Source organism: Haladaptatus sp. W1 (genome assembly GCF_001723155.1).
GTDB classification, from domain to species: domain Archaea; phylum Halobacteriota; class Halobacteria; order Halobacteriales; family Haladaptataceae; genus Haladaptatus; species Haladaptatus paucihalophilus.
The window spans coordinates 11,976-30,379 of the sequence record NZ_MEIH01000019.1 but is presented as its reverse complement, the minus strand read 5'-3'; the positions used below and the strand labels follow the sequence as shown (position 1 = coordinate 30,379).

18 protein-coding genes are annotated in these 18,404 nt (G+C 62.5%); 9 read left to right on the top strand and 9 right to left on the bottom strand.

The features are described from left to right. From BG842_RS00815 to BG842_RS00800, 4 genes are all read right to left on the bottom strand, one after another. Positions 1-495: FAD-dependent oxidoreductase (locus BG842_RS00815; protein WP_139135971.1), on the bottom strand; the 495-nt coding region annotated here is incomplete at its 3' end. Next, positions 492-1,625: a quinolinate synthase NadA gene (gene nadA, locus BG842_RS00810; RefSeq protein WP_069449286.1), complete on the bottom strand. Its 1,134-nt coding sequence runs from the start codon at positions 1,623-1,625 to the stop codon at positions 492-494. The genes nadA and BG842_RS00815, both read right to left, overlap by 4 nt. Positions 1,626-1,776: 151 nt before the next feature. Beyond that, the gene (locus BG842_RS00805; protein ID WP_069449285.1) at positions 1,777-1,962 is read right to left on the bottom strand and encodes a hypothetical protein; all 186 of its coding nucleotides are present in this window, start codon (positions 1,960-1,962) and stop codon (positions 1,777-1,779) included. Positions 1,963-1,986: 24 nt separating this feature from the next. Continuing rightward, complete coding sequence (locus BG842_RS00800) at positions 1,987-3,543, bottom strand: amidohydrolase (protein ID WP_069449284.1); 1,557 nt, start codon at positions 3,541-3,543, stop codon at positions 1,987-1,989. A 113-nt stretch (positions 3,544-3,656) separates the two neighbouring features. On the opposite strand from BG842_RS00800, the gene BG842_RS00795 reads away from it, so the two are divergent. Beyond that, positions 3,657-3,881, top strand: coding sequence for a hypothetical protein (locus BG842_RS00795; RefSeq protein WP_175424049.1), 225 nt, complete (start codon positions 3,657-3,659; stop codon positions 3,879-3,881). A 52-nt stretch (positions 3,882-3,933) separates the two neighbouring features. Here BG842_RS00795 and pyrF read toward each other — a convergent pair whose 3' ends face one another. After that, entirely contained in the window at positions 3,934-4,731 is a 798-nt protein-coding gene (gene pyrF, locus BG842_RS00790; protein ID WP_069449282.1) for an orotidine-5'-phosphate decarboxylase, read from the bottom strand. Positions 4,732-4,802: 71 nt separating this feature from the next. On the opposite strand from pyrF, the gene BG842_RS00785 reads away from it, so the two are divergent. Further along, positions 4,803-5,477 carry an HAD family hydrolase gene (locus tag BG842_RS00785; RefSeq protein ID WP_007983729.1) on the top strand — a complete coding sequence of 225 codons (675 nt, stop codon included), beginning with the start codon at positions 4,803-4,805 and terminating at the stop codon, positions 5,475-5,477. 16 nt (positions 5,478-5,493) lie between these two features. On the opposite strand, the gene BG842_RS00780 is transcribed toward BG842_RS00785, so the two are convergent. Both BG842_RS00780 and BG842_RS00775 read right to left on the bottom strand, forming a co-directional pair. After that, a complete protein-coding gene (locus BG842_RS00780) occupies positions 5,494-5,862 on the bottom strand; it encodes a hypothetical protein (protein ID WP_069449281.1) in 369 nt (122 codons plus the stop codon). Between the two features lie 24 nt (positions 5,863-5,886). After that, positions 5,887-6,333 (bottom strand): DUF2240 family protein, encoded by a 447-nt coding sequence (locus BG842_RS00775; RefSeq protein WP_069449280.1) that lies wholly within the window; start codon positions 6,331-6,333, stop codon positions 5,887-5,889. Positions 6,334-6,424: 91 nt separating this feature from the next. Between BG842_RS00775 and BG842_RS00770 the strand changes: the two genes are divergently transcribed. Then, positions 6,425-6,802, top strand: a complete 378-nt coding sequence (locus tag BG842_RS00770) for a 30S ribosomal protein S8e (protein WP_069449279.1) — start codon at positions 6,425-6,427, stop codon at positions 6,800-6,802. A 129-nt stretch (positions 6,803-6,931) separates the two neighbouring features. On the opposite strand, the gene BG842_RS00765 is transcribed toward BG842_RS00770, so the two are convergent. Continuing rightward, entirely contained in the window at positions 6,932-7,927 is a 996-nt protein-coding gene (locus tag BG842_RS00765) for a phosphate uptake regulator PhoU (protein WP_069449278.1), read from the bottom strand. A gap of 322 nt (positions 7,928-8,249) precedes the next feature. Here BG842_RS00765 and BG842_RS00760 point away from each other — a divergent pair, with 322 nt between their 5' ends. From BG842_RS00760 to phoU, 5 genes are read left to right on the top strand one after another with little or no spacing between them, the layout of a single operon-like run. Continuing rightward, a complete protein-coding gene (locus tag BG842_RS00760; RefSeq protein WP_069449277.1) occupies positions 8,250-9,368 on the top strand; it encodes a PstS family phosphate ABC transporter substrate-binding protein in 1,119 nt (372 codons plus the stop codon). Positions 9,369-9,382: 14 nt separating this feature from the next. Further along, positions 9,383-10,450 (top strand): phosphate ABC transporter permease subunit PstC, encoded by a 1,068-nt coding sequence (gene pstC, locus BG842_RS00755; RefSeq protein WP_069449276.1) that lies wholly within the window; start codon positions 9,383-9,385, stop codon positions 10,448-10,450. Further along, complete coding sequence (gene pstA / locus BG842_RS00750) at positions 10,447-11,994, top strand: phosphate ABC transporter permease PstA (RefSeq protein WP_069449275.1); 1,548 nt, start codon at positions 10,447-10,449, stop codon at positions 11,992-11,994. Before pstC ends, pstA begins: the two co-directional genes overlap by 4 nt. Continuing rightward, positions 11,991-12,899: a phosphate ABC transporter ATP-binding protein PstB gene (gene pstB / locus BG842_RS00745; protein WP_069449274.1), complete on the top strand. Its 909-nt coding sequence runs from the start codon at positions 11,991-11,993 to the stop codon at positions 12,897-12,899. The genes pstA and pstB overlap by 4 nt, the downstream gene beginning before the upstream one ends. Before the next feature lie 6 nt (positions 12,900-12,905). Further along, on the top strand, positions 12,906-13,583 hold the full coding sequence (phoU, locus tag BG842_RS00740) for a phosphate signaling complex protein PhoU (RefSeq protein ID WP_069449273.1): 678 nt from the start codon (positions 12,906-12,908) through the stop codon (positions 13,581-13,583). 834 nt (positions 13,584-14,417) lie between these two features. On the opposite strand, the gene BG842_RS00735 is transcribed toward phoU, so the two are convergent. After that, positions 14,418-16,640 (bottom strand): CDC48 family AAA ATPase, encoded by a 2,223-nt coding sequence (locus tag BG842_RS00735; RefSeq protein WP_007983710.1) that lies wholly within the window; start codon positions 16,638-16,640, stop codon positions 14,418-14,420. A 199-nt stretch (positions 16,641-16,839) separates the two neighbouring features. Here BG842_RS00735 and larC point away from each other — a divergent pair, with 199 nt between their 5' ends. Beyond that, the gene (gene larC, locus BG842_RS00730) at positions 16,840-18,261 is read left to right on the top strand and encodes a nickel pincer cofactor biosynthesis protein LarC (RefSeq protein ID WP_069449272.1); all 1,422 of its coding nucleotides are present in this window, start codon (positions 16,840-16,842) and stop codon (positions 18,259-18,261) included. Positions 18,262-18,404: the final 143 nt, after the last annotated feature.

Genomic DNA, 18,404 nt, shown 5'->3' with positions numbered 1-18,404 from the left:
GGTCACGAGCGACAGTGCGGCGGTGTCATCGTGAATCGTCACGCGCGGGTGGTCGTCCAGATGGGACAGGAACGGCCCGAGAACGTGCTGGCCCGTGCTGGCATCGACGTGGAGGATTCGCTTCTCGGAGTGAGCGGCCTCCCGTCCGTAGTCGTATTCTTCGCCGTCCGTGTCGAAGGAAACGTCGAGCGTGTCGATGAGCACGTCCGCCACCGCGTCGTTCGCGTTCTCGACTAGCACGTCCACCGCGTCCGGGTCGGCCGTGTTCGCACTCGCCGTCAGCACGTCCGCGCGGAGCGATTCCGGGTCGTCGCGGGTCACGGCGATGCCGCCCTGCGCCCAGTGCGTCGAGGCGTTTTCGGGGCGGGTCGCCTTGGTGGCGACGAGCACGTCCACGCCCGCACGCGCCGCGGCGAGCGCGGCGCTACAGCCCGCGATGCCGCTGCCGACGACCAGTACGTCCGTCGTTTCGGCGTCGTTTTTCGTCCCGCTCATAGGTCCAACATCCTGTCGAGCGCCAGCATTGCGAGGTCTTTTTCTTCCGGTGCGACCTCGATGACGTTTCGTTCCCGTCCGCCGACCAACTCCTCCAGCACCCACGTCAGGTAGTTCGGGTCGATTTGGCGCATCGCATTGCAGTCCATGCACGCGTCGCCACAGAGGGGGAGTACGTTCACCTCCGGGTGCCAGCGTTCGAGGTGCTCGACGAGGTGAACCTCCGTCCCGACGGCCCACGTCTCGCCAGGGTCGGCCGCGGCGATGGACTCGCAAATCGTCGCCGTGCTGCCAACGACGTCGGCCGCCTCCACGACTTCGCGGCGACATTCGGGGTGGACGACCACCTTCGCGTCCGGGTGCTCCTCGCGGACGCGCTCGACGTGTTCCACGTCGAAGCGCTCGTGAACCTGACAGTAGCCATCCCAGAGGACGATTTCCGCGTCCGCCATGGACTCCGAATCCCGTTCCTCGGGGTCCCACGGATTCCACAGCACCGTTTCGTCCTCCAATCCGAGTCGGTGAGCGGTGTTCTCGCCGAGATGCTTGTCGGGCAGAAAGAGTACCTTGTCGCCCCGTTCCAGCGCCCACTCGAAGACGCGGTGGGCGTTCGAGGAGGTACAGACCGCGCCGCCCTGCTCGGCGCAAAACGCCTTCAGGTCGGCGTAGGAGTTCATGTACGTTATCGGAACGATGTCGTCGTCGGGCGCGGCCGCCTCGATACGCTCCCACGCGGCGTCCACCTGCAGCGCCTCCGCCATCCCGGCCATCGGGCAGGACGCCTCCATCGACGGGAGGATGACCGTCTGGTCGTCGTCCGTGATGATGTCCGCCGACTCGGCCATGAACGTGACGCCGCCGAAGACGACGTATTTCGCGTCGGCCTCCGCCGCCTGGACACTCAACTGGTAGGAGTCGCCGACGAAATCCGCGTGTTCGACGATTTCCCGCCGCTGGTAGTTGTGACCAAGGACGACCACGTCGTCGCCCAGTTCGTCGAGCGCCCGCTCGATGCGCTCCGTTCGCTCTTCTTCACTCAGTCCTCGATATTCAGAGGGAAGTTGCTCTAAATTGTCGTACTTGAACAGACTGAGTTCCGTTTCGAGGTTTGCTGTCTCTATTTTTGGCACGTTGTTGCACCTGTGGTTGCACTAGCCCACAACAGCAGGTATTGAAAATATTTTCTCTTCAAAGGTGGCTATCTGATTTTGGTAGCGACTGGTGAGAGGTTCCGTCGGCTAATCACTCGAAAATACCACTCGAAAATGAGTTCCGCGTTCCCTATCTGCGGTCGCGCGTGTCGCAGCGCGCGGCCCGTTCGGCGCTCGACCAATCCCGATGTTCGGATTCCTCGCCGTCGCTTTCCGTGTCGATGAGCCACCACAGGAGGAGCGGGCCGCCGATTGCGAGGACGAAGAACAGCGGGAATACGACGGCGACTCCGGCGTCGAGGAGGGGCTGGAACATGACAGAAATCGGTGTAGAACCGGCTTAATCGTTCCGTCCGTCGAAGACGACGGCACCGTCCACCACCGTCATCGCCACGTCGATGTTCTCGATGTCGTCCTCGTGTTCCCACGGCGAACAGTCGAGGACGGTGAAATCCGCCCGTTTACCCGTCTCGACGGTTCCGAGGTCGTCCTCGTCGAACCCGGCGTAGGCCGCACCGAGCGTGTACGCGCGGATCGCCTCCGTCACGGACAGGCGCTGTTCCTCGACGGGCGCGTTGACGGTCTGGTGAATCCCGAGGAGCGGGTCGAGGGGCATACAGTCGCTCCCGAACGCGAGGTGGGCACCGGCGTCGAGCAGGGTGCGGTAGCGGTTGGTCTGCCGTCGTCGCTCCTCGCCGAGTCGGGCGTCGTACAGGCCGTCCGGTTGCGCCCACTTCAGGAAGTTCGGTTGGACGGACGCGATAACGCCCGACTCCGCGAACCGCTCTATCTGTTCGTCCGTCACGAGTTCGACGTGTTCGACGCGGTGGCGCTTCTCGCCCGCATCCCCGGTTTTCTCGAAGGCGTCCAACACGGCCTCGATGGCTTCATCGCCGATGGCGTGGGCCGTTACCTGAAACCCCGCGCCGTCCGCCCGCTCCACGATGTCGTCCAGTTCCTCCGGGGAAACGACCCACTGGCCCGTCACGTCGCCGTCGGTGTCCGCGGCGTCGTCCGCGTCGGCGTACGGTTCCGAGAGCTTCGCCGTCCGGCCGCCGAAACTGCCGTCGGTGAAGGACTTTATCGCGCCCGTCGTCACAAGCGAACTGCCGTGGTTCGTCACGAGGCCGATCTCGTCCGCGGCCTCGATGTGGTCGCTCCAGTAGTTGATTCGGACCCGCAAGGAGAGGTCGCCGTCCCGTTCCAGGCGGCGGTACACCTTCGGCGCGCGCGACTGGCGAACCATGTCGTGAACCCCGGTGACGCCCTTCTCGTGGGCGTCCCGCTGTGCCGCGAGCAGGAGTTCTCGCGTCGTCTCGGCGTCGGGTTCGATGGCTTCGTACACCGCGTTGACCGCATCCTCCACGATGACGCCGGTCGGGTCGCCGTCCTCCGTTTCGACGTCTTCGTCCGGCATTTCCTCGCCGAGTCGGTCGAGGGCGACGCCGTTGACGGAAGCGACGTGGAGGTCCTCGCGGAACGCGACCACGGGACGGGTTTCGCTCACCGCATCGAGGTCCTCGCGGGTGAGGTAGCGCGATTCGTCCCACATGCTCTCGTCGAACCCGTAGCCGAGTATCCACTCGCGGTCGCCCTCCAACTCGGCCAGCAGGTCCACGCAATCGGCGGGCGAGTCGGCCGCCGAGAGGTCGGCGTTGACGATGTAGCTCCCGACCGTCTGCATGTGCGTGTGGGCGTCGATGAATCCCGGCAGGAGGACGCGACCGCCGAGGTCGATGACCTCGGTTTCGATGCCTTCGAGGAACGCGACTTCGTAGGCGGAATCCACGCGAACGATTTTCCCGTCGCGGACGGCGACCGCTTCGGCGGTCGCGTCGCCGTCCGACAGGGTGTGTACCTCGGCGTTCGTGAGAATCACATCCGCTGGCGCTGTCATGCTTTCGTGGTCTGCTCCGACGCCGATAACTGTTCGGGGTCCGGTAGAATGGGACGGGCGACGAGTCCGCTTCCGCCCGCAGACTGATGTGCGTCGCTCCCGTCGCACTACCCATGAGCGTGACCGGCCTGTGTCAAATCTGCGAGGCGGCCGAGGCGACGCACGACTGTGACCGCTGCGGTGCCCTCGTCTGTGACGAACACTGGAACCGGCAGAGCGGCTTCTGCGTCGAATGCGCGGCGGAACTCGGCGTCGGCGAGGGCGGGAGCACGCCGGACGGGCCGGGAGCGGAAGACATCACTCCGCCGGACACCGAGGACGAAACGCACCGATTCTGACGACGCGATTCGCGGTAATCCGTATCGCGGCTATCGATAATCCGTATCGCGGTTACCGGTACTGATTCAGCCGTTTCTTCAGTCGCTTCGCGGCCTGTCCCGACGCCTCAGCGAACCGCTCTCCGGCGTCCTCGCCCGCGAAGATGATGCCGCGCGAGGAGTTCACCAGTCCCGCGCCGTCCGCGAGGGCGTAGGTCGCCGCCGCTTCGACGTCGCCGCCCTGCGCGCCGACGCCGGGGACGAGGAACGGGAGGTCCGGGACGCGCTCGCGGAGTTCTTCGAGTTCGTCCGGCGTCGTCGCGCCGACGACGAGGCCGACGTTGCCGTTACCGTTCCACAGGTCGGCGAGCGAGGCGACCCACTCGTAGAGGGTCTCGCCGGACGCGAGTTCGAGATTCTGCATGTCCGACCCGCCGGGGTTCGAAGTCCGACAGAGGATGAAGACGCCCTTGTCTTCCCGCGAGAGGAACGGGTCGAGCGAGTCGCGGCCCATGTAGGGGTTGACCGTGATGGCGTCCGCCGAATCGAGGAGTTTCGCGTACTGGCGCGCCGTGTTGCCGATGTCGGCGCGCTTCGCGTCGAGCAGGACGGGCACGTCTTTTCCGTGCGCGTACGCGATGGTCTCCTCCAGCGCCGCCCACCCGTCCGCGTCCTCGTAGAACGCGACGTTGGGTTTGTACACCGCCGCGTGCTCGTGTGTCGCGTCGATGATACGACGGTTGAACGCCCAGCGGGGAAGGTCGTACTCGTGCAGGTGGTCCGGAATTCGGTCGATGTCGGCGTCGAGTCCGACGGAGACGATGCTGTCCGTCGCCGCGATGCGGTCCGCGAGGCGGTCGAAGAAGTTCATATTCGGAGATTTTCGCCGGGGGTCATGGAGCTATCGAACTGGTAAAGGCACTTCGGCCCAATGTATCCCCCATGTGCGTGACCGCCGTGGGGTTCGACCTCGATGCCACCCTCGCCGTGACCGATAGACCGCGGGCGAAACTGCTCGCGGACGCGACGACGGCGGTGGACGCGCCGTCGCTGTCCCGTCAAGCGTATCTCGACGCCCACAGTCGCCACCTCGCCAGCGAGACGCGCGAACCCATCTTTGCCGACTTGCTCGCGGATGGGTGCGGCACCGACGCCGACGAACTCGCCGCCGCCTATCGACGGGCGATATTGGACGCGCTGTCGCCGCTCGATGGCGTCCCGGACCTGCTCTCGTCCCTCCGTCGGGAGTATCGCGTCGGCTTGCTTACGAACGGCCCGGTCGTCGCCCAGCGCGGCAAACTCGCCCAACTGGGGTGGGAAGACAACTTCGACGTCACGGTCGTCACCGGCGAATTGGAGGCGGGAAAGCCGACCCGTCACGCGTTCGACGCATTCTGTGAGAAACTCGGGGACCCACCCGCCGACACCGTGTACGTCGGCGACGACCCGAAGATGGACGTTCGGGGGGCGAACGACGCCGGGATGAAGACGATACAAGTCCTGTTTCCCGATGGGCCGGACCCGGAACCGTCGGCGGACGCGTACGTCGAGCGCGACGAACTCGTCACCGCGCTTCCGGACGTGATTGCATCGCTCGAAGCACGAGACGACGGATGAGAAAACACGGAGACGACTATAGCGATTCGATCACGGCGTCCACGGCGCGTTTGACCTCCGCGCCGCTCTCGACGAAGACGAGGACGCGGGGTGGACGGACCGCCTTCGGTCGGACGCGGATGCCCGACTCGGCCGCTTTCCGCTCGACGGCCTCGATTTCGTCGGTCAGTTCGATGCGAACCCTGTCCGGGTGGACGAACACTTTTGCGGCGGGTTCGCCGTTCCGTTCGAGTTCGTAGGCCAGTGCGCCGTCCTCGCTCGGTTCGACGTCCGGGTCCGCGTTCACGACGGCGACCGAATCGAGCGGCGGGTCCTCGCGGCCGTCGAATTCGGAGGAGAGCAGTTGTGCGATGCGCACCCCGTCGGTAATTCTATCCTCGACCATACTCGGCGTTGGCGGGGCGGCGGTTTACGCTTTGAGGTCCGCGAGCGCTTCCCGCGCTTCGTCGCTCACGTCGATACCCTTCCGTCGCGCGTAGACGACGGCGGCGGCCTCGACCGAAACGGCGACCTCCGCTTGGAGCTCGTTGATTTCGGCGACCGCGGTCTGTTTCGTCGTTCCGTGGGAGACGACCTTATCCAGCACCTTCTCGAACGTCGATTGCTCCTGGAGTAGGCTCTCGTCGGGAACGAAATCGTCGGGAATCTCGACGCTCGCCGGGTCGAACTCGGCGATCAGTTCGTCGTCCTCGTGGGACAGCAGTCCCTGCCCGCTGGCGACATCGACGAGACGCTTCGCTTGGTCGGGGGAGAACCAGTCTCGGTCGAGCGACAGCGACACCACGAACTCGCTTTCACGCATCCGTTCGCGGCCCTTCTGCTGAAACGGCGCGGCGACGGCGATCCGCAAACTCATCGTCCGGCGAAACTGGACACGGCGGCCTAAATCTGCCGATGTGGGATTGCGAACCGAGTCATTGAAGTATTTCGTAGGCTACTTCCTCGATATGAAAGACCAAGGACGCTCCACGCGAAAGCGAACCGGTGGACGACTGAAGCCCCTCGATAAGAAAAAGAAACACGAACTCGGCCGTGAACCCACCGAAACGCAGGTCGGAGAACCGCGCTACCGCACCACGGACGCCCGTGGCCGCAACTCGAAGATTCGCGCGCTCACGACTGACGTCGCCAACGTGACCTCCGACGGCGAGACGGTCAACGCGACGATTCAGGACGTGCTCGAAAACGGCGCGAACCCGAACTACGCCCGCCGAAACATCATCACGAAGGGTGCCATCATCGTCACGGACGAGGGCAAGGCCCGCGTGACCTCGCGTCCCGGCCAGACCGGTCAGGTCAACGCCGTTCTCCTCGACGACGAATAATCGGCGTCGATTTCTTTCGATTCGCGAACCGCCGAGCGGCGGCACTGCTCTACATGTTTCGCCCGGAAACGTCCGCGGTCAGAACCAGTCTCGGCTCGGGTTCAGCGAGAGTTCGATTTTTCTCCACCCTCAGGGTCGTGGTGCGGCCTTCTGCAATGCCGTCTCGGCGATGTTGCCGCCGTAGTCGGCACACCGGGACAGCGAGTCCACGACGAGGCCGAGCAGTTGGGCCTGCTGTGGGTCCTGTTTTCGGAGGAGTTTGTCTATCGCGCGCGCGTGCTCGTCGATGCCGAGGATGGACTCGCGCGCCTCGTTCGCCAACTCGGTGGCTTTCTCGCTGTCGTCCATGAGCAGCGCGTCCATCGCCTTGTTGATGACCGCGGTCGAATCCTCGTGGAGCGCCTCGTAGCTCTCGATGACATCCTCGTCGACCTCGGGCAACTGGAGCGTGAGCTGGCCGATTTTGGCGGCGTGGTCGGCGATGCGTTCGAGTTGGCGGGCGCTCGAATGGTAGTCGAAACACACCTCGCGGGACATACCGAGTTCCTCGGTCGCCTTCGCCGTGCGGAGCGTCGCGCGGAAGATGCGCGAGACGACGAACCAGAGTCGGTCGACGTCCTCGTCGCGCTCGATGACGTCGCGCGCGATGTCGTCGTCGTTCTCCGCGATGGCGGTGATGGCGTCGTCCAACATCGAGAGGGCGATGAGACGCATGCGCGTGACCGCATTGTGGATCGACAGTTCCGAGGAGTCGAGCAGGTCCTGAATGACGACCTTGTTCCCGGTCTCTTCGAGGACTTCGAGACCGACGAGGCTCTGGGTCGCCGCGCTGATGGTGCGGCGCTGCTCGGTCGTGATGCGGCTCGCCTCCAACGTGATGATATCGAACCCGCTCACGTACATCGTGAATACCGCGCGTCTGAGTTCCTCATCCTTCAGGTTCGTGATGTCGATGGACCCCTCCAACTGTCCGCGGTCGTTTTTCGGCGTGAGCAACAGCGAGTCGGACTCGGGATAGAACTCCACGACGCTTCCGGCTTCAACGCCGTTATTCGTCGCCCACGACTTCGGAAGCGAAACGGTGTACGTCGAACCGCCCGTCACCTGAACTTTGCGCGTCTCCATACCGACAGGTTGGTTCGGCCGAGACTATAAATCCAACCATATCTATATACTCGTTCAGAACAGGGATTATTTCCGTACCTAATATGGTATTCCATCGAACCGTCTCTCCCAAGATATGTTTTCAACATCTTGGAGCGGCAAAATTATAGAATACATACGTAGTACAAACGGCAAGCTCTCATCGAAACTGCTGAATTCGACGGAATAGAGCATCTGAGACGGGGGTATGAGAATCATATGCATCCGTAGAATAGTAGCAAACGTAGAGATATATAGAAATAATAGCAACGTATTATTACGTTCTGTTCATGGATTGCAGTGTATGTCAGGTAAGTCGTCAAGCGGCGTTTCGCGGCGGAAATTCCTCGTGGCAGCGGGAACGTCGAGTGCACTCGCACTCGCCGGGTGTACGGGCAACCCGACGAACGCGAACGACGGGTCCTCGGGTAACAACTCGGACAACTCCGGCGATACGGGCAGCAACGGAAGCAGCAACTCAGGGGCGCTCACTGCAGGTGGGTCCTCTACCGTGTACCCCATCACGAACAAGGGGTCGTCCGTCTGGAACTACAATCCGCCGGCCGACGACACGGAATACTGGCCCCAGAAAAAATACGGCATCGAGACAGACAAGAACCTCGCCGATTACTGGGCGGGACTGTACGGCTTCGAAGCCGGTTCGGACGGTCAGCCGCCATTCAAGGTCACTATCGGTCTCAGCCACTCCGGAACCGGTCTGACGAAACTGCAGAAAGGTCAGGTCGACATCGGTGACGCCAGTGCACCTGTCGATGACGAACTTGACGCGAGCGACTCCGAGCTCAAGAAATTCAAAAACCACGTCGTCGGCGTGGACGCCCAACCCATCGTCGTGAGCAAACAGATCTACGACAACGGCGTCAAGCAACTCAAAGCCGAAACCGTCCGCAAAATCTACACGGGCGAGATCAAGAACTGGAGCGAAGTCGACAGCTACAGCGGCAAGGACATGGAGATTCAGGCCATCGGCCGTTCGGTCGGTTCGGGTACCGACACGTCGTTCCGTTCGAACATGCTCGGCAGTCCGGACGCGAAGATGCCCGGCGTCGACGTCCGCAAAGGCGAGAACCAGCAGGTCGCCAAGGCAGTCGAGAGCGCCAACAACGCCATCGCGTACATGGCGCTCGCGTTCGTCTCGGACTCCGTTCCGGCCATCGCCCTCGATTTCAAGGGAACGGTCTACAAACCCGGCAAGAACCTCTCGGACAAAGGGTACCCGCTCGCGCGTGACCTCCACTGTTACACGTACGAGGAAACCTCGAAGAAGGAAGCCGCTTTCCTGCGCATGCTCATCGAGAAGTTCGGTCAGGGTCAGTTCGTCGAACCCGCAGGGTATGCTACCCTTTCGGACAGCCGACGGAAAGAGGAACTTTCAAAGCTTCCTGAACCCACCTCCAAGTAACTACACCAGAATCCATGGCTAACGCACCCAGATTATCGGCGGTATGGCGTTCGGTCGATGAACTCGATACACCGGCACAAATCGCGGCCGTCGTGGGTGCGCTATCGTTATGTGCCGCGTTCATCGCGTTCATCGCGGCACCGTCGTACGTGGCATTCCCGTTCTTCCTGTTCGTCATCGTCACCGTGTACGGTTGGTTTGCATATCAGGCCGAGACGGCCCGTGCATTGACGCTCCTGACGACGATTTCGACCATCGTAATCCTCGGCCTCATCACGGTGTACCTGTTCACCCAGGCGATTCCGGCCGTTCGGAAGATGGGTCTCGACATTGTCGCCAGCACCGTTTGGAGCACGTCATCGAACCGTTACGGACTGCTCGCAATGATGTGGGGGACGTTCGTGACGACCATTATCGCCACGCTCGTCTCCGCGCCGCTCGGAATCGCCGGTGCCATTTTCATCAGTGAACTCGCGTCCGATACAGTCCGCGAACTGACGAAACCGGCCATCGAACTGCTCGCGGGAATCCCATCCATCGTGTACGGATTCATCGGGTTCGTCGTCCTCAACCAGTATCTATCAAACGAACTCGCGTTGCCGACGCTCGGCAGTTTGTTCCTCGTCGGACTGATGATCGGACTGATGGCCCTTCCGACGGTCGTGTCCGTCGCGGAGGATTCGCTGACGGCCGTTCCGAATTCGATGAAAGAAGGAGCGATCGGTCTCGGCGCGACCGACTGGCAGACAACGAAGAGCGTCACCGTCCCGGCGGCGATATCGGGGATTTCGGCCGCCGTCATCCTCGGCGTCGGTCGAGCGGTCGGCGAGACGATGGCCGCGACCGTCATCTTGGGTAACGTTCCCGGACGTCTCCCCGACCCGCTGTACGACGTGTTCGGGAACACCATCACACTCACGTCCGCCATCGCGAGCCAGTCCGGCGTCGCGGTCGGCCGTCCGATGCAACTCAGCGCGCTGTTCGCGGCTGGGGTCGTCCTCTTCATCGTCGTTCTGTCCCTTAGCCTCATCTCACAAGCAATCGAACGTCGTATGACACGGAAACTGCGAGGTGGACAATGAGTGAAGCATACTCACGAGAGAGCGAAATCGTCACCGAGACGGGCATTCTCGGTCAAGTCACTACGGTACCGTTCGTCGTCGCACTCGCCCTGATAGTGTCGGCGGGTGCGCTCCTCTTCAAGTGGATGTCGGTCACCACGACGATCGGTGGCGTCGAAGTGGCCACCGTTCTCGGCGGTCTCCACGTCGTCGTCGCGGTGTCCATGTTCGCCATCGGTTTCCTCTCTTGGCGGGGCACCGTCGATACCACACCCAGTCCTACGGTCGGTACCGGCGCGGCAGTAATCGATGGCGCTATCGCGGCCGTCGCTGCCGGTCTTGTCGTCTCTCAGACGCTCGGAATGGGTTGGTTCGCGTGGTTACCCGCCACGCTCGTCGTCGGTGCCGTCGTCTTCGTCGGCGTTCTGATGTTCCGCGAAGACTTCGGAGTGACAGTACCTGTCGGCCTCTTCGAACTCGCCGTCGGCCTCGTCATACTGACGGGCGTCATCGGTCCGAGCTGGACGTGGGCGCCCAAGGGCTTCTCGGCGCAAATACCGGGGTTCATCGCCATCGCGATACTCGGATTGTTCGGCGGTCTCCTCTCCGTCTGGGCCGCCGCGGCCGCCTACCGCGGTTTCGGTGCTCGCGGCCGGGAGTTCGGCGCGTACGTACTCATCAGCCTCAACACGGTGATGCTGTTGTTCATCCTCGTGCGCATCATCCTTTTCATCATCGAGAAAGGTCTCGACCCGATGCTGAAGGGTGCGACGCTGTGGCCGCTGAAGATACCGTTCGTGATGAACGGCGAGGGATTGCAGTACGACATCAACGGTATCTTTCCCGCAATCGTCGGTACCATCTGGCTCGTCATCGGGGCCATCTTTTTCGCCGTTCCGCTCGGCGTCGGTGCGGCGGTGTACCTCACCGAGTACGCCGAGCAAGGGAAATTTACCTCCATCGTCGAAATCTCGACGAACGGTCTGTGGAGTACACCGAGCATCATCTTCGGCCTGTTCGGATACGCGTTCCTCCTCATCCGAATCGGGAACACTCCATCGATTCTGGCCGGGCAAATCGTTCTGGGGACGATGCTCCTGCCGCTGGTGCTTATCACCAGCCGCGAATCGCTACAAAACGTTCCCGACGAGTATCGAGACGCGAGCGCCGCACTCGGAGTGAACAAGTGGCAAACGATTCGGAGCGTCGTCCTTCCGGCGGCGGTTCCGGGTATCATCACCGGTGTCATCCTCGGCGTTGGTCGTATCGCCGGGGAAACGGCTCCTATCCTCTTCATCCTGGTCGCGGAGCCGTTCCCGTCGGAAGCGCCGAACGTCTTCTCGTCGTTTGCCTTCCAGTCGACGCCGCCGTTCATCGTAAACGAGGCGTTGTTGCATCCGGCGAGCGCGCTTCCGTATCAACTGTACGCGGTCATCACGACGGGCGTTTCTAAGCCCGAAGCGTTCGGGTGGGCGACGGCGCTCGTCCTACTCATCGTGGTGTTGTCGTTCTACGCGATCGGTATCACGACGCGAATCTACTTCAGGAGGAAACTTCAACAATGAGCGAGACAATCAAGAAGATGGATTCAGAGGAGAACAGTTCCGGATCGCAGACGACCAAGGGCGAAACCGAGGAGCGGATTCGCGCCGATTGGGTCGAGTACGACTTCGACGGACAGCCAGCGTTGTCGGTGGAAGACTTGGACGTCTACTACGGCGACGAACAGGCGATTCAGTCCGTTTCGATGGACATCCCCGAAAAGAGCGTGACCGCCCTCATCGGCCCGTCCGGGTGTGGTAAATCCACGTTCCTCCGGTGTCTCAACCGGATGAACGACCGCATCAAGGCCGCCCGAGTCGACGGCGAAATCGAGTTCCACGGACAGAACATCTACGACGACGACGTGAATCTCGTCGAACTCCGCAAACGAATCGGGATGGTGTTCCAGCAACCGAACCCGTTCCCGAAGTCCGTCCGGGACAACATCGCCTACGGGCCGCGAAAGCACGGCGAACTCGACACCGGCCTGCTCGCTAAACTCCTCGGACGCGACGACAGCGAGGAGGAAGAAGAACTCGTCGAGCGCTGTCTGAAACAGGCCGCGATTTGGGACGAGGTGAACGACCGCCTCGACGACAACGCGCTCGGTCTCTCCGGCGGTCAACAACAGCGCCTCTGTATCGCCCGCTGTCTGTCGGTCGAACCCGAAGTCATCCTGATGGACGAACCGGCGAGCGCGCTCGACCCCATCGCCACCTCGAAGATCGAGGACCTGATTCAGGACCTCGCCGAGGAGTACACCGTTGTCATCGTCACCCACAGCATGCAGCAGGCGGCCCGCATCTCCGACCAGACCGCCGTGTTCCTCACGGGCGGTGAACTCGTCGAGTACGACGACACGGACAAAATCTTCGAAAACCCGGAGAGTCAACGCGTCGAAGATTACATTACGGGGAAGTTCGGATAACAATCTATGCCACGAGAAGACTATCAGACGCAACTCGAAGACCTTCGAGAGAACGTCCTCTACATGAGTGAGGTCGTGATGGAACGCCTCCGGCTCGGTCTCAACGCCCTGGAGCAGAAGGACCGCGAACTCGCTCACGAAGTCATCGAGGGCGACGACGAGGTGAACGAACTCTACCTCTCGCTCGAAAAGGACTGTATCGACCTGTTCGCGCTTCAGCAACCGGTCGCAACCGACCTCCGAATGATCGCGGCGTCGTTCAAGATCATCACCGACCTCGAACGCATCGCCGACCTCGCCGTCAACCTCGGCGAGTACACGCTCGAAGCGGACCACGACGTGTTCCCCGAGGTCGACATTCAGGAACTGGGCACCCTCACGCTCGACATGCTCGAAGTGACGATGGACGCCTACGCCGAGGAGAACTCGGAGAACTGCTACGCCGTCGCCGACCGCGACGAGGACTTGGACGACCTCTGTGAGCGCGCCAGCGCTCTCGTCGTCCGCGACCTCATCGAGACCGAACTCGAAGAGAACACAGAAGCGGAAATCGAGCGACTGCTGCAGGACGTCTCCCGCCTCCTCCTCACCATCCGCGACCTCGAACGCATCGGCGACCACGCCGTCAACATCGCCGCCCGCACGTTCTACATGGTCGAGAACGACGACGAGCTCATCTACTAGAACGACCTTTTACGACGGTCGAGCGGTCAACGCGGGTCGGTTCAACCCGCGTTGACCCGTCTCCCTGTAAAAGCTCGATCAAAAGCACTCCTCCTTCACTCCGCTCAGTCGTCGGCCCGCTCACTCGGCTCACGGCTTCGCCGTTCGCCTCGTTCGCGGTGAGAATTCTAGCTACCGGCGGGTGTGTCCAGTCCGATTCTCTCCTTTTGACGCAGCATCCGTTCACTCGCCACAGGAGTTCGTTTCGTTCGACGGCATGTCCAATACTCCGCCTTGACGAATACGGATGGTCACGGAAAAACAGTCTCCCTGCCGATTCTTTGCCGGAAACCGATGTTCGTACCAGTCGGTCCGGTCATCGACTCGTGCCCCGACCGTGTATGTGTCCGCTGTAGACATCCACTCGTCCTGTATGACCGGTGCCGGATTTTCAGGGGTTCCGAATTCGGAGCCTTTGTCAAGAGAGCAGTTCACGGTTTGAACCTGCTTGCTACCGATCACACCGCCCGCAGAGAGTACACCAAATCGTCGCAGGGGAGAACGTCGGGACGGAAATCCCATGTCCTGTTTTCGGAACTGTTCGGTAAATGATTCATCGATACTACTTCCCAAAACCCGAACAGCGACCGATCTAACCACCGAGAATCAGCGAGCTGGTCAACTGCTGGGGCACCAGTTCGTCGGCCCGGAAAATCGGAGATTTTCCGGGCCGACGACTGAACGGAACGGAGTGGAGTGAAGGAGGAGTGCTTTTGATGAACCTTTTACAGGGAGGCTGTCAGCGGTCGCGCGCTACGGCACGCGACCGCTGACTTCCGACCGTCGTAAAAGGTTCTATTGGAAACCGATTCGGCCGCCGGTCTGGCGCTGTGGGCCGGACGAACCGCCCTTGAACTCCTGTTCCATGTCGGCGTAGTAGTCGAGGAGGTCCTCCGTGACGGTGGCGCGGACGCTCTCCATCGCGGCGCGGAAGTGTCGCATCTCGACTTCCTCCGCGTCGTCGTCCTCGCGAAGGGCCTCGATTGCGGCCTCGCGGGCGATGGATTCCAAGTCGCTGCCGACGTAGCCGTCGGTCATCTCCGCGAGTTCGCGGAGGCTCACGTCGGGCGCAAGCGGGCTGTCCTCGGTGTGGATCTTGAGGATCTGTTCGCGGCCCTCCTCGTCGGGTTGGCCGATCATGACGAGGCGGTCGAAGCGACCGGAGCGGATGAGCGCCGGGTCGATCATGTCCGGGCGGTTGGTCGCGCCGATGACCATCACGTCGCCCTTGTCCTCCAAGCCGTCGAGCTCGGTGAGGAGTTGGTTGACGACGCGCTCCGAGACGTTGCTCCCGACTTCCTGTCCCCGACCGGGGGCGAGGCTGTCGAGTTCGTCGAAGAAGATGACCGTCGGGCTGACCTGCCGCGCCTTGCGGAACGTCTGCCGGATGGCCTTCTCCGACTCGCCGACCCACTTCGACAGCAGTTGCGGGCCACGGACGCTGATGAAGTTGGCGTTTGTCTCGTTGGCGACGGCCTTCGCCATGAGCGTCTTCCCGGTTCCCGGCGGCCCGTAGAGCAGGACGCCGGACGGCGGTTCGATGCCCATGCGCTCGAACTTCTCGGGCGAGGAGAGCGGCCATTCGACGCTCTCTTTGACCTGACTCTTGGCGTCTTCGAGGCCGCCCACGTCGTCCCACGACACCTTCGGGAGTTCGACCAGCACCTCGCGCATCGCCGAGGGTTCGACCTCGTTCAGCGCGCCGCGGAAGTCCTCGCGCTTGACGATCATCCGGTCGATGAGCGACGGCGGGATGGACTCCTCGTCGAGGTCGATTTCCGGCAGGTAGCGCCGGAGCGCCTTCATCGCCGCCTCCTTCGTCAGGCTCTCGATGTCGGCACCGACGAACCCGTGCGTGTCGTTCGACAGGCCGGGGAGGTTCACGTCGTCCGAGAGCGGCATCCCGCGGGTGTGTATCTGCAGGATTTCCGTGCGGCCTTCCTCGTCCGGCACGCCGATTTCGATTTCGCGGTCGAAGCGGCCGGGTCGACGGAGCGCCGGGTCCACCGAATCGACGCGGTTCGTCGCGGCGATGACGATGACCTGTCCGCGGGCTTCGAGGCCGTCCATCATCGTCAACAACTGGGCGACGACGCGGCGTTCGACTTCGCCGGTCACGTCCTCGCGTTTCGGCGCGATGGAGTCGAGTTCGTCGATGAAGATGATGGAGGGAGATTCCTCGGCGGCGTCCTCGAAGATTTCACGGAGCTGTTGTTCGGACTCGCCGTAGTATTTCGAGATGATCTCCGGACCAGCGATGGAGAAGAAACTCGCGCTGGTTTCGTTGGCGACCGCTTTCGCCAACAGCGTCTTCCCGGTCCCCGGCGGGCCGTGCAAGAGGACACCCTGTGGCGGCTCGATGCCGAGCTTCTGGAATATCTGCGGGTGCTTCATCGGGAGTTCGACCATCTCCCGCACGCGTTGGATTTCGTTCTGGAGGCCGCCGATGTCCTCGTAGGTGATGCCGCCGCCGGTCTTCTCGAAGCCGGAAATCGGCTCTTCGCGCAACTCGACTTCCGTGTCCTCGGTGATGAGACAGACGCCCTGTGGGTCGGTTTCGACCGCGATTAGCGGGATTGCCTGTCCCGGTGACCGCATGAACGGGTGGTTCGTGCTCGACATGACGGGCACGATGTCGCGCTCGACGACCGGCCGCTTCAGGATCTGTCGCTTGACCATTCCGGCGGCGTCGCTGCCGAACTGGACGCTCGCTTCCTCCGGCGGTGCGAGGACCAGTTTGTCGGCCTTGTCGGCCTCCGCTTTGCGGATTTCGACGCGTTCGCCGATACCGACGTCGGCGTTTTGGCGGGTGAACCCGTCGATACGTACCGTATCGGTGTTCCAGTCCTGCCGGTCGGCACGCCAGACTTTCGCGGCGGTCGTATCGCCTCCTTCTATCTCGATTATATCTCCGGGGCTCAGCTTCAGATGCAAGAGCGTGTCCGGGTCGAGACGGGCGATGCCGCGTCCCGAATCGTTCGGATACGCCTTCGCCACCTCCAGTTGCACTTCGTTCATGATTGTTCAGTCACGGGGGATAGTTGTGGATGATAGTTCGCGGGGCATAAGTCCTGTGCTACCGGGAGGTTTAGCCACGTCGCCGATAGCGATGGATGGTGCCCGCGTGCGATGACCGTCAATACGTGGGGGCAGTACAAAGGGATAGTGGTGGCGACACGACCGCAGGGGTTTTCGCGTCTCGGAACAGGAACGACGTATGAGAACGCTTGCGTTCGACGGCCGAATGGGGGCCAGCGGCGATATGATTCTCGGAGCGCTGCTCGACGCGGGAGCGAATCGGGACGCGCTGGAACCGGTCGAAGACGCCCTCGACGTGGAGTACGAGGTCGAAACCGTCGTCAAAAACGGGATTTCCGCGACGAGCGTCGCCGTTCTTCTGACCGACGATGGGGAAGAAGGCGGGGACGAATCGGAAGACGGGGACGACAACGCACGCGACGACGGTCACGACCAGCACCATGGAAACGGGGAGATACACGACCACGGCGACCACCATCACGGGGACGACGGCGACCACGATGAGCACACGCACCAGCACGACCACACTCATCACCACGAACACCAGCGCGACCACGACCATCACCATAACCACCAGCATGCCGAGGGTTCCGGTCCGGCCCGGACCTACCGCGAGGTCATCGACGTGCTCGAATCCATGGGTCTCGACTGCCCTATCGAACGCGACGCGAAAGCCGTCTTTCGAATTCTCGGCGAGGCGGAGGCGAGCGTCCACGACACCGACCTCGATTCGACCCACTTCCACGAGGTCGGGACCGACGACGCGATCGCGGATATCGTCGGCGCGTCCCTGCTGCTCGCCGACCTCGACGCCGACCGAATCGTGACGACGCCCCTGGCGACCGGCGGCGGCGAAGTCGGCATGAGCCACGGAACGTTCCCGATACCCGCACCGGCGGTCGTGGAAATCGCGGCGGGTGCGGACTGGTCGCTGTCCGGCGGCCCCGTCGAAGCGGAACTGCTTACGCCGACCGGTGCCGCGATTCTCTCCCACTTCGCCGATGGCGTCGAAACGCTTCCGACGCTGAACGTCGACGGCTCGGGATACGGCGCTGGCGGCCACGATTTCCCCGACCATCCGAACGTGTTGCGCGTCCTCGCCGGTGAGTCGAGCGGTGGTCTCGTGCGCGACGACATCACCGTCCTCGAAACCAATCTGGACGACGCGCCGCCGGAGGTGCTTGGCGGGCTTCAAGAAATTCTCGCGGACGCAGGCGCACGCGATGTCTCGATTCTCCCCGCGACGATGAAGAAGGCCCGCCCGGGGCACGTCGTGAAGGTCGTCGTCAAACCCGAGGACGCGGAACGGGTCGCCCGGAAACTCGCCGAGGAGACCGGGACGCTGGGCGTCCGCGAGACGGGTGTCCGCCACCGCTGGATTGCCCACCGGGAGTTCGAGACGGCGACGCTGGAAATAGACGGAGAGGAGTTAGACGGAGGGGAATTCGACGTGTCGGTCAAAGTCGCCCGCGACGAGTCCGGGACGGTCTACGACGTGAGCGCGGAGTTCGACGACGCGCTGGCCGTGGCGACGGAAACCGGGCTCGCGGTTGGTGAGGTTATGCGGCGGGCAGAAGGGACGATTCACGAAAACCTATAACCGACGATAGGTCCTCGTTCGACATATGGCTCGTGTGCGCGTCCAGTGTCCGTACGAGGGATGTGACGGCATGGACGAGTTCGAAACCGACCCGAAAGCGAGGTCATCGCCCGCGAGAAGGGACACGTCGAGGTCGATAGATT